Source organism: Planosporangium spinosum (assembly GCF_049999945.1).
In the GTDB taxonomy this organism is placed as follows: Bacteria; Actinomycetota; Actinomycetes; order Mycobacteriales; family Micromonosporaceae; genus Planosporangium; species Planosporangium spinosum.
Genome location: NZ_JBLYUB010000009.1, coordinates 107,816 through 124,592, shown reverse-complemented (window position 1 = coordinate 124,592; position 16,777 = coordinate 107,816). Strand labels below are relative to the sequence as shown.

At 73.4% G+C, this 16,777-nt stretch carries 14 protein-coding genes and 1 pseudogene; 5 read left to right on the top strand and 10 right to left on the bottom strand.

Translation table 11 applies throughout. The features are described 5' to 3' along the window. Window positions 1–128 precede the first annotated feature (128 nt). From ACNTMW_RS14830 to ACNTMW_RS14815, 4 genes are all read right to left on the bottom strand, one after another. Window positions 129–284, bottom strand: coding sequence for a DUF6131 family protein (locus tag ACNTMW_RS14830; RefSeq protein WP_426634121.1), 156 nt, complete (start codon window positions 282–284; stop codon window positions 129–131). Window positions 285–475: 191 nt separating this feature from the next. Next, window positions 476–1,843: an AMP-binding protein gene (locus ACNTMW_RS14825; RefSeq protein ID WP_426634197.1), complete on the bottom strand. Its 1,368-nt coding sequence runs from the start codon at window positions 1,841–1,843 to the stop codon at window positions 476–478. Window positions 1,844–1,964: 121 nt separating this feature from the next. Next, complete coding sequence (locus tag ACNTMW_RS14820) at window positions 1,965–2,621, bottom strand: YdcF family protein (RefSeq protein ID WP_426634120.1); 657 nt, start codon at window positions 2,619–2,621, stop codon at window positions 1,965–1,967. 112 nt (window positions 2,622–2,733) lie between these two features. Further along, the gene (locus ACNTMW_RS14815) at window positions 2,734–3,732 is read right to left on the bottom strand and encodes a 1-aminocyclopropane-1-carboxylate deaminase/D-cysteine desulfhydrase (RefSeq protein ID WP_426634119.1); all 999 of its coding nucleotides are present in this window, start codon (window positions 3,730–3,732) and stop codon (window positions 2,734–2,736) included. 157 nt (window positions 3,733–3,889) lie between these two features. Here ACNTMW_RS14815 and ACNTMW_RS14810 point away from each other — a divergent pair, with 157 nt between their 5' ends. The 3 genes from ACNTMW_RS14810 (at window position 3,890) to ACNTMW_RS14800 (ending at window position 6,996) form a co-directional block, all read left to right on the top strand. Next, window positions 3,890–5,389, top strand: a complete 1,500-nt coding sequence (locus ACNTMW_RS14810; protein ID WP_426634117.1) for a SulP family inorganic anion transporter — start codon at window positions 3,890–3,892, stop codon at window positions 5,387–5,389. A 256-nt stretch (window positions 5,390–5,645) separates the two neighbouring features. After that, complete coding sequence (locus tag ACNTMW_RS14805; protein WP_426634116.1) at window positions 5,646–6,257, top strand: ArsR/SmtB family transcription factor; 612 nt, start codon at window positions 5,646–5,648, stop codon at window positions 6,255–6,257. A 1-nt stretch (window position 6,258) separates the two neighbouring features. After that, on the top strand, window positions 6,259–6,996 hold the full coding sequence (locus tag ACNTMW_RS14800; protein WP_426634115.1) for an SRPBCC family protein: 738 nt from the start codon (window positions 6,259–6,261) through the stop codon (window positions 6,994–6,996). 134 nt (window positions 6,997–7,130) lie between these two features. On the opposite strand, the gene ACNTMW_RS14795 is transcribed toward ACNTMW_RS14800, so the two are convergent. The 4 genes from ACNTMW_RS14795 to ACNTMW_RS14780 all read right to left on the bottom strand — a co-directional run bounded on the left by ACNTMW_RS14795 (window position 7,131) and on the right by ACNTMW_RS14780 (window position 11,001). Further along, window positions 7,131–7,958, bottom strand: a complete 828-nt coding sequence (locus tag ACNTMW_RS14795; protein WP_426634114.1) for a MerR family transcriptional regulator — start codon at window positions 7,956–7,958, stop codon at window positions 7,131–7,133. Window positions 7,959–8,074: 116 nt separating this feature from the next. After that, window positions 8,075–9,421: an NAD-dependent epimerase/dehydratase family protein gene (locus ACNTMW_RS14790; RefSeq protein ID WP_426634113.1), complete on the bottom strand. Its 1,347-nt coding sequence runs from the start codon at window positions 9,419–9,421 to the stop codon at window positions 8,075–8,077. Between the two features lie 484 nt (window positions 9,422–9,905). Then, on the bottom strand, window positions 9,906–10,376 hold the full coding sequence (locus ACNTMW_RS14785; protein ID WP_426634111.1) for a hypothetical protein: 471 nt from the start codon (window positions 10,374–10,376) through the stop codon (window positions 9,906–9,908). A 136-nt stretch (window positions 10,377–10,512) separates the two neighbouring features. Next, complete coding sequence (locus ACNTMW_RS14780) at window positions 10,513–11,001, bottom strand: GNAT family N-acetyltransferase (protein ID WP_426634110.1); 489 nt, start codon at window positions 10,999–11,001, stop codon at window positions 10,513–10,515. 680 nt (window positions 11,002–11,681) lie between these two features. Between ACNTMW_RS14780 and ACNTMW_RS14775 the strand changes: the two genes are divergently transcribed. Beyond that, the gene (locus ACNTMW_RS14775) at window positions 11,682–12,338 is read left to right on the top strand and encodes a hypothetical protein (RefSeq protein ID WP_426634108.1); all 657 of its coding nucleotides are present in this window, start codon (window positions 11,682–11,684) and stop codon (window positions 12,336–12,338) included. A 224-nt stretch (window positions 12,339–12,562) separates the two neighbouring features. Here the strand turns inward: ACNTMW_RS14775 and ACNTMW_RS14770 are convergent, their stop codons facing one another. Beyond that, window positions 12,563–13,978, bottom strand: a complete 1,416-nt coding sequence (locus ACNTMW_RS14770) for an MFS transporter (RefSeq protein WP_426634107.1) — start codon at window positions 13,976–13,978, stop codon at window positions 12,563–12,565. A 230-nt stretch (window positions 13,979–14,208) separates the two neighbouring features. On the opposite strand from ACNTMW_RS14770, the pseudogene mptB reads away from it, so the two are divergent. Next, window positions 14,209–15,606 (top strand): annotated as a pseudogene (gene mptB / locus ACNTMW_RS14765) (polyprenol phosphomannose-dependent alpha 1,6 mannosyltransferase MptB); the annotation flags it as partial. Window positions 15,607–15,723: 117 nt separating this feature from the next. Here the strand turns inward: mptB and dapA are convergent. After that, window positions 15,724–16,758 carry a 4-hydroxy-tetrahydrodipicolinate synthase gene (gene dapA / locus ACNTMW_RS14760; RefSeq protein ID WP_426634105.1) on the bottom strand — a complete coding sequence of 345 codons (1,035 nt, stop codon included), beginning with the start codon at window positions 16,756–16,758 and terminating at the stop codon, window positions 15,724–15,726. Between the last annotated feature and the right edge of the window lie 19 nt (window positions 16,759–16,777).

Below are 16,777 nucleotides of genomic sequence, written 5' to 3'. Positions count from 1 at the left end.
GCGTACCCCGCGCCGGTGCCGGTGGGACGACGAGAGGCCCCGCCGCGGGCGGGGCCGACGGTGTCGTCGGGCCACCTCCCGCGGCGGGGCCTCCGCCGGTGGAGAGCCGGCCGTTTTCTGGCCCGGCTCTACCAGTAATGGCGCCGGCCGCCGACCGGGCGGCCGACCGAGCCGAGGATGAACAGGACGGCCCCGACGACGAGCAGGATGACGCCGATCGTCCACAAGATCGATATCTTGAAGATCAGGCCGAGTACCAGCAGGATCACGCCCAAGACCAACATCGTTCGCTCCGCTCTCGAGTGGGGATCACGAACCTGTCGATGTCCACGGTGAGCGCAGGGCACCCACCGTTCAAGCGGAACAGGCACGATCGTTCCGGCTGCGGAAGAACCGACAAACGGGGCCGGGTACGGGGCCGGGTAGCGGCGTCGCGCCCGCACCCGGCGGACCGTTCGGCCGCCGGGTGCGGGCGTCAGCCTCCGCCGAGCAGTCCCTTCTGCACCTTGCCCATGGCGTTGCGCGGCAGCGCGTCGACCAGGTGAACCCGGCGCGGGCGCTTGTGCCACGACAGGCCGGCGGCGACGAACTCGACCAGCGCGTCGGCGCTCACCCCCTCGGCGACCACGTACGCCACGACCTCCTGCCCCAGGTCCGGGTGCGCGACGCCGACCACGGCCGCCTCCCGTACGCCCGGGTGGGACAGCAGGTGGTTCTCCACCTCGCCGGCGCCGATGCGGTACCCGCCGCTCTTGATCAGGTCGGTGCTGGCCCGCCCGACGATGCGGTGGACCCCGTCGGCGCCGATCGCGGCGAGGTCGCCGGTGCGGAACCAGCCGTCGGCGGTGTACGCGGCGGCCGTCGCGTCCGGCCGGTTGAGGTAGCCGGAGAACAGCGTGGCACCGCGTACCTGGAGTTCGCCGATGGCGGTGTCGTCGTGCGGGACCGGGTGCCCGTCCTCGCCGACCAGGCGGGTGTCGACCCCGTCCACCGGCCGCCCCACGTACCCCGGCCGGCGCTCGCCGGCGGCCCGGGCGCTGACGGTGATCAGGGTCTCGGTCATGCCGTACCGCTCGACCGGCCGGTGGCCGGTCAGGGCGTGCAGGCGGTCGAAGACGGGTACCGGCAGCGGGGCGCTGCCGGACACGAGCAGCCGGGCGCCGGCGAGGGCCCGCGCCGCGGTCGGCTCGGCGCACACCCGCGACCACACCGTCGGTACACCGAAGTACACACTGCCGCCGGCGGCCGCGTACCGGTCGGGGCGGGGCCGGCCGGTGTGCGCCAGCCGGGACCCGACCCGCAGCGCGCCGAGGACACCGAGGACGAGGCCGTGCACGTGGTACAGCGGCAGCCCGTGGACGAGCAGGTCGTCCGGGGTCCACTGCCACGCCGCCGCCAGTGCGTCGAGATCGGCGGCGATCGCCTCCGGGGCGATCATGACGCCCTTGGGTGCGCCGGTGGTGCCGCTGGTGTACAGGATCAGCGCAGGAGTCTCGTCGGTGCCGGTCGCGGGTTCGCTGGCCCGCGGGACCGGGCGCGCCTCGAGGTCGTCACCGAGTACCAGCGCGGCGCCGGAGTCGGTGAGAATGTGGTCGCGTTCGGCGGGCCCGGAGTCCGGTGGTACCGGAACGGCGGGCACCCCGGCGAGCAGGCAGCCCACGACCGCCACGACGGTCTCCAGGGTCGGCGTGGCGTCCACCGCGACGGCCGGCGCGCCCGCCACCCGGGCGGCGACCGCGGCCGCGCGCCGCGCGAGCTGCTCCCAGGACAGCTGCCGGTCGTCGACGCGTACCGCGTCCGGGTGGTCGGGTAGCGCGCCGGACAGCGCCGCCAAGCGCAGCATCATGCGATCCTCTCCGTGCCGGGTGGCGCCCATCATCGCAGCGGACGGCGCCCGTGGTGCAGGCTCGCCGATGGTGTGAGGACGGCAACTGAGCCCGGCAATGCGGTGGCGGCCGCCGAGCTCAGGCCAGCCGGCCGGTGTAGCCGGCCGCTACCAGGCGGTCGTACGCTCGCCGTACCTCGGCCGGGATCGCCTGCGCGACCGCGTAGCCGAGCCGGGCGTACAGGTCGATCCGCTGGGTGTCCCCGACGACCATGTCGATGACCCGGCGCGCGTCCCCGACGTCGGCGACGTAGTCGTCCAGCGGAACCGGCCGGGCGGCGCACAGCACCTCGACCTCGGGCCACACCTTCCGGCAGGTGGCGTACGCGCGGCGGCGCTGGTACGGCCGGGACACGATCAGTACCGAGCGGGGCCGCAGCCGGTGCGCGGCCAGCGCGGCCCGGGTGAACGCGAGGTTCTCCAGGGTGTTGGTGGCGCGGGTCTCCAGCAGGATCGCCGCCGGCGGCACCCCATGCGCGAGCGCGTACTCCGCGTAGTGCACCGCCTCGCCGCGCGGGAACCGGTGCGCCGTGGCGGGCGGGTTGCCGCCGGTGAAGACGACCAGGGGGAACATCCCGCGGTGGAAGAGGTCCACCACGACGGCCGGCACGCCGAGGTCGAGACCGCCCAGCCCGACGCCGACCTCACAGGGGCGCAGGTCGTGTCGCGGATCGTGGTAGTCCCAGAGGATCTGCACGTCCCGGCGTACGGCCGGCGGAATCGTCGTCTCGGGCACGGCCGGATCCCCTCGTACGTGGGCGGAAAGGGACACTTCCACGATGCCCGGCCGGGGTAACCGGCCCCATAGGTCCGAGGGAGGACGCCGGAGGTGCCCCCGGTGCGGACCGTCAGCCGGTCACCACGGCGACGACCGTGCTGTCCGGCGGAAACGCGCCGGCCCGGGCCAACTCGACGGTCCCGTACATCATCTTCGCGACGTAGATGCGGTCCAGCGCGGTGCCGTGCCGGTCGGCCCAGTCGGCGATGAAGCCGTCGAGTACGGCGGTCCGCTTGGCGTACCCGCCGAAGTGGAAGCCGCACTCCAGCTGCCAGTTGCCCGAGCCCCTCCCGTACGTCTCGTGTTGCAGCCGGTCGACCTCGGCGGCCAGGAACTCGCCGCCCTTGAGGACCGGGAACCCGATGGCGCGCGGGCCGGTGTCACGGCGCCCCGGCCGGTCGGCGGCCACCCGGGCGGAACCGGCCGCGACCCCGTACGTGCTGCCGGCCGCAGCCCCGGCCGCGATGCCGGCCAGGGTGCCTCCGGTCCCGACGGGGCAGCAGATCACGTCGTACGGTTCCGCGATCTCGGCGGGGATCTCCGCGCAGCCGCGGACCGCTAGGTCGTTGCTGCCCCCTTCGGGCAGCAGGAAGACGTCGCCGAACCGGCGTCGGAGCCGGTCCACCACCTCGGGGGTGTGCTTGCGCCGGTACGTGGAGCGGTCCAGGTACGTCAGCCGCATCCCGCGGCTCACCGCGTACGCCAGGGTCGGGTTGAGCGGCAGGTGCTCCTCGCCCCGGATCACCCCGATGGTGGCGAACCCGAAGTGGTGCCCGGCGGCCGCCACCGCCCGGATGTGGTTGGACCAGGCGCCGCCGAAGGTCAGCAGCGGCCGGTCCGGCCGTTCGGCTGCCCGTGCCAGGTTGTACTTCAGCTTGCGCCACTTGTTGCCCGGCAGCTCCGGATGGATCAGGTCGTCGCGCTTGAGCAGCAGCCGTACGCCGTGCCGGTCCAACCGGTCGTCGCGCACCTCGACCAGCGGCGACGGGAGCCGTAGGGCAAGGTCCGCGCCGGCTGGCGGTCGTTCCCGCCGCGACCGGTAATGATCATCACGTGTGGTTGAGGTCAACGTTCCTCCGGTCGAAGGGTAACCTGAGGATCCGCTGACGAGATGCGGCAATTGTGCCCCTCGTGGCGTGTGGTGTTCTCGGGCGACGACGCCCTGCCCTCGTTCGTGGGTGTGATCATGTGCGCGCGTCGCGCGCCCCGGAGTGGAAAAAGGCTGCATGTCCTCCAGGTTGTTCGCGGTCTCCGGACCGCGTCTGTCGCGGCCCGCGTGGCTGTCCCCGTCCGTGCTCCGTACCGAGGTCCTCGCCGGTCTCGTCGTGGCGCTGGCGCTGATCCCCGAGGCGATCTCGTTCTCGATCCTGGCCGGGGTGGACCCCCGGGTCGGCCTGTTCGCCTCGTTCACGATGGCGGTGACCATCGCGTTCTGCGGTGGCCGGCCCGCGATGATCTCGGCGGCGACCGGCGCGGTCGCCCTGGTCGTCGCGCCACTGGTGAAGGATCATGGGCTCGGTCACCTGGTCGCCGCGGTCATCCTCGGCGGGGTCTTCCAGGTCTTCCTGGGGCTGCTGGGCGTGGCGAAGCTGATGCGGTTCATCCCGCGCAGTGTCATGGTCGGGTTCGTCAACGCGCTCGCCATCCTGATCTTCTCCGCCCAGATACCGCACCTGCTCGGCGTGCCCGTCCTGGTGTACCCACTGGTCGCCATCGCGCTGGCGATCATCGTCGGGCTGCCCCGGCTCACCCGGGCCGTCCCGGCGCCGCTGGTCGCAATCGTCGTGCTGACCGCGTTCACGGTCGGCACGCGGCTCACCGTGCCGACGGTCGGTAACGAGGGCACGCTGCCGACCAGCCTGCCGACGTTCGGGCTGCCCGACGTCCCGTACACCTGGCACACCCTGAGCGTCATCGCCCCGTACGCGCTGGGCGTCGCCCTCGTCGGGCTGATGGAGTCGCTGATGACCGCGAAGCTCGTCGACGACATCACCGACACCCACTCCAACAAGACCCGCGAGTCCTGGGGGCAGGGCGTGGCCAACATCGTCACCGGGTTCTTCGGCGGCATGGGCGGCTGCGCCATGATCGGCCAGACGATGATCAACGTGAAGGTGTCCGGCGCCCGTACCCGTTTGTCGACGTTCCTGGCCGGCGTGTTCCTGCTGATCCTGGTCGTTGCGCTGGGGCCGGTGGTGGCGCAGATCCCGATGGCCGCCCTGGTCGCCGTCATGATCATGGTTTCGGTGTCGACGTTCGACTGGCACAGCATCGCGCCGGCCACCCTCAAGCGGATGCCGCTGGGCGAGACGGTCGTCATGGTCTCCACCGTCGCCGTGGTCGTGGCCACCTCCAACCTGGCCATCGGGGTGGTCGTCGGGGTCGTCGTCGCCAGCGTGATCTTCGCCCGCCGGGTCGCGCACCTGGTTGAGGTGACCAGCGCCCTGGACCCCGAGGGCGGTACCCGCATCTACTCCGTACGCGGCGCGCTGTTCTTCGCCTCCAGCAACGACCTGGTCGGCCGGTTCGACTATGCCGGTGACCCGGACAGCGTCGTCGTCGACCTGTCCCACGCCCACATCTGGGACGCGTCCTCGGTGGCGGCGCTCGACGCGATAGCCGCCAAGTACGCCGCGCGCGGCAAGCGGGTCGAGATCGTCGGTCTGAACCAGCCGAGCGCCCGGATGCACGCCACGCTGGCCGGGCAGCTCGGCGCCGGTCACTGACCGATCCGGCTGATCTGACGAGACAGGCGCCCTCCCACGCGACCACGTGTGGGAGGGCGCCCTGCTGTCTGCGACTCGTCGCTGTCTGTGGCTCCTCGGGCGCCCGCCGGCCTGGTCTGTGGCTCCTCGGGCGCCCGCCGGCCTGGTCTGTGGCTCCTCGGGCGCCCGGCTGTCCGAGGCTCGGGGGTGCCGGCGTCGGTGCGCCGACAATTGTGGAATCCTTGACAATTAATCTTGTCGGTGACACGGTTGCGGCATGGACGACGTTGCGGTGATCGAGGATCCGGCCGCGGCTGAGGTCTCGTTGGACCCGGTACGGGCCCGGCTGCTGGCCGAGCTGGCCGAGCCCGGTTCGGCCACCGCCCTGGCGGCGCGGGTCGGCCTGCCCCGGCAGAAGGTGAACTACCACCTCCGGGCGCTCGAGCGGCACGGCCTGGTCGAACTCGTCGAGGAGCGCCGGAAGGGCAACTGCACCGAACGGGTGCTGCGCGCCACGGCGGCGTCCTACGTGATCTCACCGAGCGCGCTGCACCCCGTGCAGCCCGACCCCGCCCGCTCGCCGGACCAGCTGTCGGCGCGGTGGCTGCTCGCGCTCGCCGCCCGGCTGGTCCGCGACGTCGGGGCCCTCGTTACCGGTGCGGCCAAGGCCCGCAAACGGGTGGCGACGTTCGCGATCGACGGCGAGGTGCGCTTCGCCTCGGCCGCCGACCGGGCGGCATTCGCCGAGGAGCTCGCGACCGCCGTCACCGCGCTGGTCAGCAAGTACCACGACGAGACCGCCGAACGCGGGCGGTACCACCGCGTCGTCGTCGCCGTCCATCCCAGTGTCCGGCCCGAACCGGCCGACAACCAGACGGAGGAATCCTGAGATGGCCAAGGAATTCGAGCTGCGCAAGGAGATAGCGCTCGACGCGACCCCCGAGCAGGTGTGGGACGCCATCGCCACCGGGCCCGGCATCACCTCGTGGTTCATGACGCACGAGGTCGAGCCCGGTGAGGGCGGCAAGGTGGTGCTGTCCGTCGGCGACTTCACCGCCGAGTCCGTCGTGACCGGGTGGGACCCGCCGCGCCGGTTCGAGGTTCGCGGCGGCGCCGACGGCACGGGGCAGGCGTTCGAGTACCTGATCGAGGGGCGCGAGGGTGGCAGCACCGTGCTCCGGTTCGTCCAGAGCGGTTTCGCCGGCGACGACTGGGAGACCGAGTACGAGGCCATGAGTCACGGCTGGGACATGTACTTCCACACCCTGGCGCAGTACCTCACGTACTTCCCCGGCCGAACCGCCACGTACGTCCTGGCCGAGGGGCCGCCCGGGTCGGCAGGGGAGCGGGCGTGGCAGGTGCTCCTGGGCGACCTCGGGCTGACCGGTGCCGTGGCGCCGGGTGACCCGGTGCGGGTCACCCCGGACGGGCTGCCGCCGCTGGACGGCGTCGTGGACTACACCGGCCCGACCTTCCTGGGCGTACGGACCGCCGACGGGCTGTACCGCTTCCACGGCAGGGCGATGATCGGGATGCCGCTCGCCGTGGGGCACCACGTCTTCGCCGACGTGGACCGCCGCGAGGCCGAGGAGGCCTGGCGGACCTGGCTGCACGGCCTGTTCGCCTGACGCCGGGCGCGGACGGCCGCCCCGGCCGGCGCCCGATCAGGTCATCGAGGCGCAGGGCGGGACGACCGATGACGGTCGCCGCGGTTCCCGCCCGGACCAAGCGGTCCGGGCGGTCCGGGCGGGAACCCGCCGGCTCAGCCCCGGTCGACGGCGAGCTGCAGCTCGGTCACACCGTTGGCGGCGTCGTCGGGGTGGTAGTCCAGGTACACCTCCCGGGCGTACCCGACCGGCCGGTACCCGTTGTCCTCGATCCACCGGGCCAGGACCTGCAGGGTCTGCTCCGCGCCGTCCATCGGGCCACGGTGGATGATCGTGGCGGCCGACCGGATCCCCGGCAGGTCCACGACCGCGAAGTCGAACCCGGCGTACGGGTCGACGCCGACCGGCATCGCGGCGTGCACCACGACCTCCCCGGTCTCCCCGGGGGCCGGCTCGTAGTACGCGAGCGCGGGACCGGTCCCGCGCACCCCGGCGGCGTCGAGCCGGCGGAACAGCTCCGGGTACAGCGGCGTGAGGGCCGGCCCGATGTCCTCGGGGGCGTAGCTGGCGGCGGTGGCGGCCAGTGCGGCCACCCGCGCCGGGGCGACCTCCTTGAGTACGACGTCCTCCGTGCTCATGTGCCCTTCCTTCGCGATCATTCGGAGCCTCGCCTCGACCCTGGCCAGCCGCGCCGCGTCGGCGCTGATCCGGCCCTCGAGCTCGGCCCGCCGCAGGCGCAGCATCCCGCGCAGCTCGTCCACATTGACCGCGTCGTCGACGATCGCCCGCACCTGGTGCAGCGTGAAGCCGAGGTCCTTGAGCGCGACGATCCGGTTGAGCCGGTGCAACTGGTCGGCGGTGTAGAAGCGGTACCCGCTGGCGGGGTCGACGGCGGCGGGGCGCAGCAGGCCGATCGCGTCGTAGTGGCGCAGCATGCGCACCGACACCCGGCCGAGCCCGGCGAAGTCTCCGATACTGAACATGGCACGTCCAACCGTCGGCCCTGACACGGTGTGAGGGTCAAGGCCGATTCTGCCGGCCTCGACGACCGGGTACCGGCGGGACGTGAGCCGCCGGTGCGGCCGCCGGTCAGTACCGCCTACGCCGCCGCGGCCGCTCCGGTCTCCGCCGCGGCCGGCGCCGGCGTCCGGCCGGCGTAGTGGCGCACCACGTCGTCGATCTGCCGGTGCTCCTCGTTCATCGTGCCCCGGTGGCTCTCGGTGAGCCGGGCGACCCGGTCCAGGATCGCCGGCGAGGTGGTCCGCAACGACAGCGTCATCAGGTCCCGCCCCAGCTCGTCGAGGACCCGGCGGACCTGCCGCTCGGACCCGATCTCGCACCACCGCCGCAGCTCGGGCAGGCGCTCGACGACCTCCGGCGCCTCGTGGGCGGTGACGGCGACGTCGTCGACGCCGGAGCAGGTGCTCGGCCGCGCCCGGTGGGCCTCCATGGCGTTCAGCAGCGGGCTGACGTCGCCGGAGAAGGTCGGGTCGTACAGGCCCGGGTACGGCACCTCCTCGTACCCTGGGTCGCAGCCGGCCAGGTACAGCGGCGTGATCCGGTCGCTGCCGGCGACGAAACCGAGCGCCAGGTCCAGCAGGTTGACCGGCCAGCCGAGGTCACGGATGGCGTGCATCCGCAGACCGCCGTCGGCCGGTGACAGCAGGGCGGCGAGCAGGAGCTGGGCCGACTCGACCGCGGACTGGACGTAGAACACCATGTCCGGCGAGTGCAGCCGGATCGGGCCGCCTTCGTCGCGCCAGCGGCGCATCCGGTCGAGGACGATCGAGTTGTCGACGACGTGCGTGAACCGCCCGCCGGTACAGGCCATGCGTCCCCGGCGGGCGACGTCGGCGACGAGCCACTCGCCCAGCCGTTTCGATTCGGTGTACACGCACCGCGAGTACGGTCGCAGCGCCTTGCCCGTCGAGGCGTACACGAAGCGACCGGCGCCGGCCCGCTCAGCGGCGTTGGCGACGTGGAAGGTGCCGAGGACGTTGGTATCCACCGTGTACGCCGTGTACCGTTCCGCGAGCCCGGGGTCGCGCTGGGCGGCGAGGTGGAACACGATGTCCGGTGGGTACCGGTCGAAGAACTCCGCGACGGCGCCGGCCGACCGCACGTCGACGTTGGCGTACTCCACGCCGGCCACCGGACGCCGGGGCGCGGCGATGTCGAGGCTGACCAGGCGGGCCGCGCACAACCGCCGGATCTGTCTGAGCAGGACGGTCCCGATGTAGCCGCTGCCGCCGGTGACGACCACCGTACGGCCGCGCAGCGCGGCGGCGACCTCGCGCTCCGGCAGCGGCGTACCGCGGCGGCCGACCGAGAGGTACCGCTGCAGTTCGCCGGCGCTGTCCGGCCGGGACGCCAGCAGTTCGGCGGTCAGTGCGGTCAGGCACTCCACGGTCGGCTGATCGAGTCGGTCCTGACGCGGTGGTGCCACCGATCGCATGTCATCCAGGATGGCCGGGGTGCGGCGCATTGGAGCCCCCTTGAGCCACTCGTCCACACGGATACCGGGTATGCGGGCTGGCGGACGCGGCCGGCGTCGGGTACGGCCTCGTCGAGGTCATGGGCGGAGCATGACGGGCGGTACGGTGCGGTGGAGCACCTGCGGTGGAGCGGTGGAGCGCCTGCGGTGGAGCGCCTGCGGTGGAGCGTCTGCGGTGCCTCGCTACCGGTCGTCAGGCCGGTACGGCGCCCGGAGTGGTCGTCAGCGGGCCGCTGACGACCGGACCGCGGTCCGGCCGTCCGGGGTGGTGTCGCCTGTCGTCACGCCGTCGGCAATGCCCTGATGGGGGGAGATGCCGACTACTCCGCCGGGCGTGTTCCCGCCGGATGTTGGAGCTAGTACCGGGGTACGACCGCTACCGAGGCGCGGTCACTGCCGGGGTACGCCCGTACCGGGGCGGCAGCCTGCCGGGATGTCACAGCACGTCGTACGTCTCGCCGCGGGCGATCTCGGTGAACGCCGCGTCGAGGTAGCCGGCGAGATCCCGGCCGGACCGGGTGAGCAGGTCCGCGACCAGGAGCGGCGCGTGCCGGGCGACCTCCGCCGGGCCGGGCGCGGGGGAGCCGTCGTCGGGTTCGTGGACGCCGAGCGCGCCGATCAGCAGCGTGGCCAGGACCCCGGGATCGACCTCCGGGAACCAGTCGGCCGCCGATCGTACACAGTGCTCCAGCGCTGCCTGTACGTCGTCGCCGGTGAGACCATCAGGGTGCAGGTCCTCCAGCAGCGACCGCACCACGGCGCCCAGCACCAGGCCGGTCTGCGCCGGGTTCAGCCCGGCCAGTCGCGCGACCGCGGGCCGGTACGCCTCGCTGTCCCGCGAACGGGCCGCGGCGACCGCGTCGACGGCCGCGGCGGCGATGGACCGCGCCGGTTCGGGCAGCCTCATCGCCCGCTCCCGGTCGGCAGCGCGGCGCACCGAGCCTCCGCCGACCGGGTGGTGTCCCGGTAGCCGGTTGGCCGGGTGGTGTCCCGGTTATCGGTTGGCCGGGTGGTGTCCCGGTAGCCGGTAGGCCGGGTGGCGGTCACGCGCCGGGCCGGGGCAGGGTGAGCCGCATCGCCGGGTCGCGGGTACGCGCGAAGCCGAGCGAGCGGTAGAGCGGCTCCCCCGCGGCGGAGGCCCGCAAGTCGATCTTGGTGATGCCCCGCCGCTGGAACCAGGCGAGCAACTGCTCCATGCATGCCCGCGAGTATCCCCGCCGGCGGTGGTCGGGGTCGGTCGCGACACTGAACACGTAGCCCATCTCACCGCTGGGATTCTCGGGGGACCCCAGCCGCAACTCGATGCTGCCCAGTACGCATGCGGCCAGCGTGCCCGGGCGGCCCGGTGCGTCCACGACGAAGCCGGCCAGCGATCCGTCCGGGTCGGCGAGCCTGGTACGCAGGGTGCGGGCCGTCATCTCCAGCCACGGACCCGGCGCGGGCTCCTGCCCGGAGACGGACGAGAGCATGATCGCCCGCAGCCTGATCAGCTCGGCACAGTCTTCGGGATTCGCCTGGCGGACCACAACCACGCGGCGCACGATAGCGCCCGCGCGGCGACGCAGGCCAGCGACGTCCGGCGGTGCCCCACCAAGATCCGTGCCCCACCAAGATCCGTGCCCCACCAAGATCCGTGCAATGTCGCACGTATTGCTGCTTCCAGCCGCGCGGATGCCGCAATGTTCGCGACATTGCGCGGGTCTTGGTGCGGCGGAGGCGCGGCGATCGGCCGGCCGCCCGCTACCCGGGTCACCCACGTGGCCGGACACCCGCCCCCCGATCTCACCCCGGCGTGGCACTCCGGGCGGCGCCTACCACCCGGACGCGACCCCGGGTCCACCCGCCGTGGCGACCGGACTCGGTCGGCGCCCTCCGGCCGGCACTCCGGGAAGCCGGCACTTCACCTTGGTATTCCTGTTTGTCCGTACCGGCGCGGGGGACCTTGGCGCTGCCGACCGGCACCGCACCCGGCCGGCACCGCACCCGACCGGCACCGCACCCGACCGGCACCGCTGCCGACCGGCACCGAATCCGACCGGCACGCCTCCCACGGGTAGGCATTCCCGGACCACGCGGCTCGAGTCGCGTGTCCACACGCACCGTCGCGCGTGCAGCCGCACCGTCGCGTTCACCGCATCGCCCTGATCACCGACACAGGTACTGAGGGGGCAGCATGACTGATACGCAGTCGAGTCACATCAAACTACCGGCCTTGTCAGACACCGGATTCGTCGTGCTGCGCTCGTTCGCGGGGCGGCTGGATCCGGAGGAGTGGGAGAACCTGACCTACCTCGACTGGAAATCCGGCGGCGACACCAACTTCGCCGTGCTGGCCTCGGCGAACGGCGCGGACGACCCGCGCGGGTTCTGGGAGCACGGCAAGCCGGACAAGGACGGGATCTGGACCGCCAACGCGCTGCGCGCACCGGCGCTGCGCAGGTGGGTCACCGACGTCGGTGCCCGGTTCGGCCGGGTACGCATCATCAAGCTCCAGCCGTCCGCCAGCGAGACCGAGGTGACCGGTAGCTACCTGCACCTCGACGACAACAACCGGCTGAACCCGGACGGCGAGGGCTGGGTGGTGCGCGCCTGGCTCAACCTCACCGACGACCCCGACAGTTACATGATTCTGCGGGAGGACCGCGACGACCCGGGTACCGAACACCGTATCCCGATGCCCGTCGGGGCCCAGTTCGTCGTCGACACCGAGCGGCTGTGGCACGCGGCCTACCACGTCGGTACCCGACCCCGGTACGCGATGATCGCCAGCTTCGAGTCCGGTCCCGCGTTGCAGGCGTGGATGGAGGCCAACGCCGTGGAGCGCAGCCCCGGCCGGCACCGGATGACGCGCACCGGGGCCGCGGGCTGAGGTGCCGGCCGGGGCCGTGGGCCGGCGTATCGGCGGGGGCCCTGGGCCGGCGTACCGGCGGGGGCCGTGGGCCGGCGTACCGGCGGGGACCGCGGGCTGCGGTATCGGTTCGGGCCTGGCCGCGCGGAGGGTGCCCTCCACCGCCGACCGTCGGTGGAGGGCGCCCTCCGCACGCGTCCTCGTCCGTGGCCGCCGGCCGCGCTAGCTACCGCTGGGCGGCCTGGTTACCGCTGTGCCGCCAGTTCCGGTACCGCTGCGGCCGTCGGCGTGCCGGTGCTGGGGACACCGACGCGGGCGGCGACGAGGACGCCCAGCAGTGCCAGGGCCTCGGCGATCAGAAAGCCGGACAGGTACGCCGCCGGCGGCGACGTGGACACCCAGAAGGCGAACAGGGTGCCACCGACCGCCAGGATCGTGGTGGAGAACAGCGAGTCCGACAGTTGCAGGGCCGAACTGTTGACCCCCTGCTCGGCCGGGGCGGACAGGCTCAGCGTCAGCCCCGACATGGTCGGGTAGGACAGTCCCATGCCGAAGCCGGCCAGCGCCCAGCCGGCCACGCACAGCCAGACCGGGACCGCGGGCACCACGCAGGCGGCGGCGGTCGCGACGCCCGTCGCGATCAGCGTCAGGCCGACCCGCAGGGGGTGGACGGCCAGCCGCTGGCCACGGCGTCCCTGGTACCAGGAGCCGGCGAACCACGACACGCCGCCGATGGTCAGCGTCAACCCGGCGGCCCAGGGGGAGAAGCCACGCTCACGCGACAGCATCAGCGGGAGGAACACGTCGGCCTGGATGAACGCCGCTCCGGCGAGCCCGCGCAGCAGGACGACGCTCGGCAGGCCGGGGCGTGCCGAGAAGGTACCGCGTGGCAGCAGCCGTGGGGTGAACGCGGCGAGGCCGGCCAGGGCGAGCCCGATCAGCCCGATCGCGCCGACCCCGCGCTGCTGGCCGCCGAGGTGCAGCAGCCCCATGCTCACCGCGGCGCCCAGGGCCCACCCGGCGCGGCCGACGTGGCCCGCGGCTCCCGCCGGCCGGGACGACGGTCGCGGGTCGGCGGTCGTGCCAGGGTCGGCCATCGCCCTCAGCCCGGGGCGTACCAGCAGGACGGCCGGAACGGTGAGCAGCACCGTGCCGAGGAACACCCACCGCCAGCCCACCTGCTCCACGATGAGACCGGCCAGCGACGGGCCGGCGACCGATGGCACCACCCAGGCCCCGGCGAACGCCGAGAAGACGCGGGGGTGCAGGTCCGGTGGGTAGGCGCGCCCAACCACCACGTACAGCGCCACCGCGACCAGTCCACCGCCGAACCCCTGGATGACCCGGCCGACCACGAGCGTCGCCATGGTGGGTGCGGTACCGCAGATGACCAGCCCGGCGACGAACGTCGCGACCCCGGTCCACACCGGCGCGGCCGGGCCCTTGGCGTCGGACCAGCCGCCGGAGATGACCATCCCGACCACGCCGGCCGCCAGCGCGCCACCGAACGCCAGCGCGTACAGCGGAAGACCGTGCAACGCCCGGGCCACCGTGGGCATGGCGGTCGTGACGGCGACCGCTTCGAAGGCGACCACCGAGACCAGCGTGACCATCCCGACGGTGAGTGACCGGTACGGCCGGACGAGCGGGCCGTTTTTCATGTTTTGCCTCTTTCGTTATTCGGTCCGTCGAGCATGAACCATCAACCGGACTTCAGGTCAACCGCCGCTCCGCGGTGCGCGTGCCCGCGCTGGACCGATCCGGACAACAGGCGCCGAGGGGGCGGTTCGGCTAACGTCGCGACCGGCCCGACACGCGTTTCGACCGGCCCGACACGTGGGCGGGTAACCGAAGGCTGCAAGATCGACAGCAGACAGTGTCCACCTGACCGGTGGTGCGTACGCGGTTGCGGGCGTGGCTACCCGGGTCAGTGCCGACCGGCGGGAGTTGCGGGTTGCTGATCCCGACCAGTAAGTACGGGTTCGCGTTTTGTCGGATGCTCGGGGTTGCCGGGGCCGCCACCGTGGCCGCGGGCGGCACGCTGGCCGGCGTCCACCCGTTCACCGATCCGCTGGGCGGGGTACCCGGCGTCCGTGAGCTGCGCGCGTCGACGGTCCTGTCGGTGTCCGTGGTCTACGTCGGACTGGCCCTGCTCCTCGCCGCCTGGTGGCGGATCGGTGCGCTGGTGCGCCGGTCGGACGGGCCGTCCTGGCGCGGGCTGGCGGCCGTGGCGGGCTGGTGGGTGGCGCCCTTCGCGCTCATCGCCCCGGTGTTCAGCGGGGACGTCTACAGCTATCTCGCGCAGGGGGCGATGACGGTCGCCGGTATCGACGCGTACCGGGTGGGGCCGGCCGCCATGGGCGGACCGCTGGCCGCGAACGTACCGCCGATCTGGCAGCACACCCCCGCACCGTACGGTCCGGTCTTCCTCGACCTGGCCGGCGCGGTGACCCGGGTGACGGGGGCGTTCACCTGGCCGGGCATCGTCGGGATGCGGTTGCTGGCGGTGGTCGGGGTGGCCCTGCTGGCCTGGTCGGTGCCCCGCATCGCCCGGTCCTGCGGCGTCGACCCGGGCGCCGCGATGTGGCTCAGCGTGCTCAACCCGCTCGTCCTGCTGCACCTCGTGGCCGACGCCCACAACGACGCGGTGATGCTCGGCCTGATGGCGGTCGGGCTGGTGTTCGCGCTCGACCGCCACCCGGTGCCCGCCGCCGCGACGATCACCCTGGCGGCGCTGGTCAAGGCGCCGGCGGGGCTCGCCATCGCGTTCCTCGTGCCGATCTGGGCCGGCCAGCGGAGCGGACGGTACCGCCTGCTCCGGGCGGTGGTGGGCTCGGCCGGGGTGGCCGGGGTGACCGCGCTGGCGGTGACCGCGCTCGCCGGTACCGGGTTCGGCTGGGTACACGCCCTCAACACACCCACCCGCGCGCACACCTGGCTGTCGGTCACCACCGACCTGGGCAACCTGACCGGATGGGTGGGGGAGTGGCTCGGCGTCACCACGCGCGAACGCGCCATGCACGTGTGGTGGCTGGTCGGACTCGCCGCCGCGGTCGGGGTGTTCGGCCGGCTGTGGCAGCGCAGCGCGCGGCTCGGCCCGGTGTACGCGCTCGGGCTCAGCCTCGGGGCGTTCGTGCTGTTCGGCCCGGTCGTGCACCCGTGGTACCTGCTCTGGGCCATCGTGCCGCTGGCGCTGTCCGGCTCGGCCACGGTCCGCCGGGCGGCGGCCGTCCTGTCCGCGGCCCTCGTGCTGTTCGTACTCCCCGGCGGGGTCCAGCCCGGCGTACCCGCGCTCGTCGGTGCGGTCCTCGGTGCCGGCACCGCGCTGACCGCGATCGTCCTGCTCACCGGCGCCGGTCGGCACCAGGTTCTGGCGCCGCTCGCGGCCGGCCCGCTCGGGCACGGGTCAGGTCATGCCGGTCACGCCGGTCACGCCGGTCACGCCGGTCACGCCGGTCACGCCGGCCATGCCGGTCACGCCGGCCACGCCGGGCTCCCGGTCCGCTCCGGCGACCCCGGCGAGCGCGTCGGCGTGGCGTAGCCCGTCGAGGTGGCGTAGTCCGTCGAGGTGGCGTAGCGCGACGGCGGTGGCGGCCGGGCTCGCCGGCAGCAACGGCAGCCGGACCGCCGGGGTCGGGATGCGCCCCTGGGCGTGCAGCACCGCCTTGATGACCGCCGGGTTGGGCTCGGCGAACAGCGCCCCGGACAGCGCCGCCAGCCGGTACCCGAGGTCGCGGGCCCGGGCGACGTCTCCGGCGTGCCAGGCGCGGACCAGGTCGGCGAAGTCGGCCGTGCACACGTGCGCCGAGGCGAGGACACCGCCGGCCGCGCCGAGCGCGAGCAGCGGCGCGGCGAGGACGTCGTCGCCGGCCAGCACGGCGACGGACGCCGGCCGGTCGGCCAGCAGCGTCACCGTGTCCGCGTCGATCACGCCCGCGGCGTACTTGATCCCGACGACGCCGGGCAACCGGATCAGCCGGCGCAGCGTCTCCACGCCGAGCGGCCGTCCCGTCCGGTACGGGACGTGGTAGACGACCAGCGGTACCGGGCTGTCGGCGGCGAGCCGGGTGAAGTGGGCGAGCACCCCCGCCTCGGACGGGCGGACGTGGTACGGCACGACGGTGAGCGCCGCTGCCACCTGCGGCCACGCGGTCAGGCCCCGTAGCGCCGCCACGGAGGCGGCGGTGTCGTTGGAGCCGGCGCCGACGATCAGGCTGGCGGACCGTTCCCGGCAGACCCGGGCGCAGATGTCGACGACCGTACGCCGTTCGTCCGCGCCGAGCGTGGCCGGCTCGCCGGTCGTACCGAGCGCCACCAGCCCCGCCGCGCCGCCGTCGATCACCTGGTGCGCGAGCCCCTCCAGCGCGTCGCCCGCGACCCGGCCGTCGGCGGTGAACGGCGTGACGAGCGGTACGTGTATCCCGGTCAGCGTGTGCTCCATGGCTTCCACCCTGGGGGGC

Excerpts from the sequence above, each read along its gene's own strand:
- ACNTMW_RS14805 (WP_426634116.1), top strand. The coding sequence starts at position 5,646 with ATGGACGACGTTGCGGTGATCGAGGATCCGGCCGCGGCTGAGGTCTCG.
- ACNTMW_RS14830 (WP_426634121.1), bottom strand. The coding sequence starts at position 284 with ATGTTGGTCTTGGGCGTGATCCTGCTGGTACTCGGCCTGATCTTCAAG.
- ACNTMW_RS14810 (WP_426634117.1), top strand. The coding sequence starts at position 3,890 with ATGTCCTCCAGGTTGTTCGCGGTCTCCGGACCGCGTCTGTCGCGGCCC.
- ACNTMW_RS14785 (WP_426634111.1), bottom strand. The coding sequence starts at position 10,376 with ATGAGGCTGCCCGAACCGGCGCGGTCCATCGCCGCCGCGGCCGTCGAC.
- ACNTMW_RS14770 (WP_426634107.1), bottom strand. The coding sequence starts at position 13,978 with ATGAAAAACGGCCCGCTCGTCCGGCCGTACCGGTCACTCACCGTCGGG.
- ACNTMW_RS14825 (WP_426634197.1), bottom strand. The coding sequence starts at position 1,843 with ATGCTGCGCTTGGCGGCGCTGTCCGGCGCGCTACCCGACCACCCGGAC.
- ACNTMW_RS14795 (WP_426634114.1), bottom strand. The coding sequence starts at position 7,958 with ATGTTCAGTATCGGAGACTTCGCCGGGCTCGGCCGGGTGTCGGTGCGC.
- ACNTMW_RS14800 (WP_426634115.1), top strand. The coding sequence starts at position 6,259 with ATGGCCAAGGAATTCGAGCTGCGCAAGGAGATAGCGCTCGACGCGACC.
- dapA (WP_426634105.1), bottom strand. The coding sequence starts at position 16,758 with ATGGAGCACACGCTGACCGGGATACACGTACCGCTCGTCACGCCGTTC.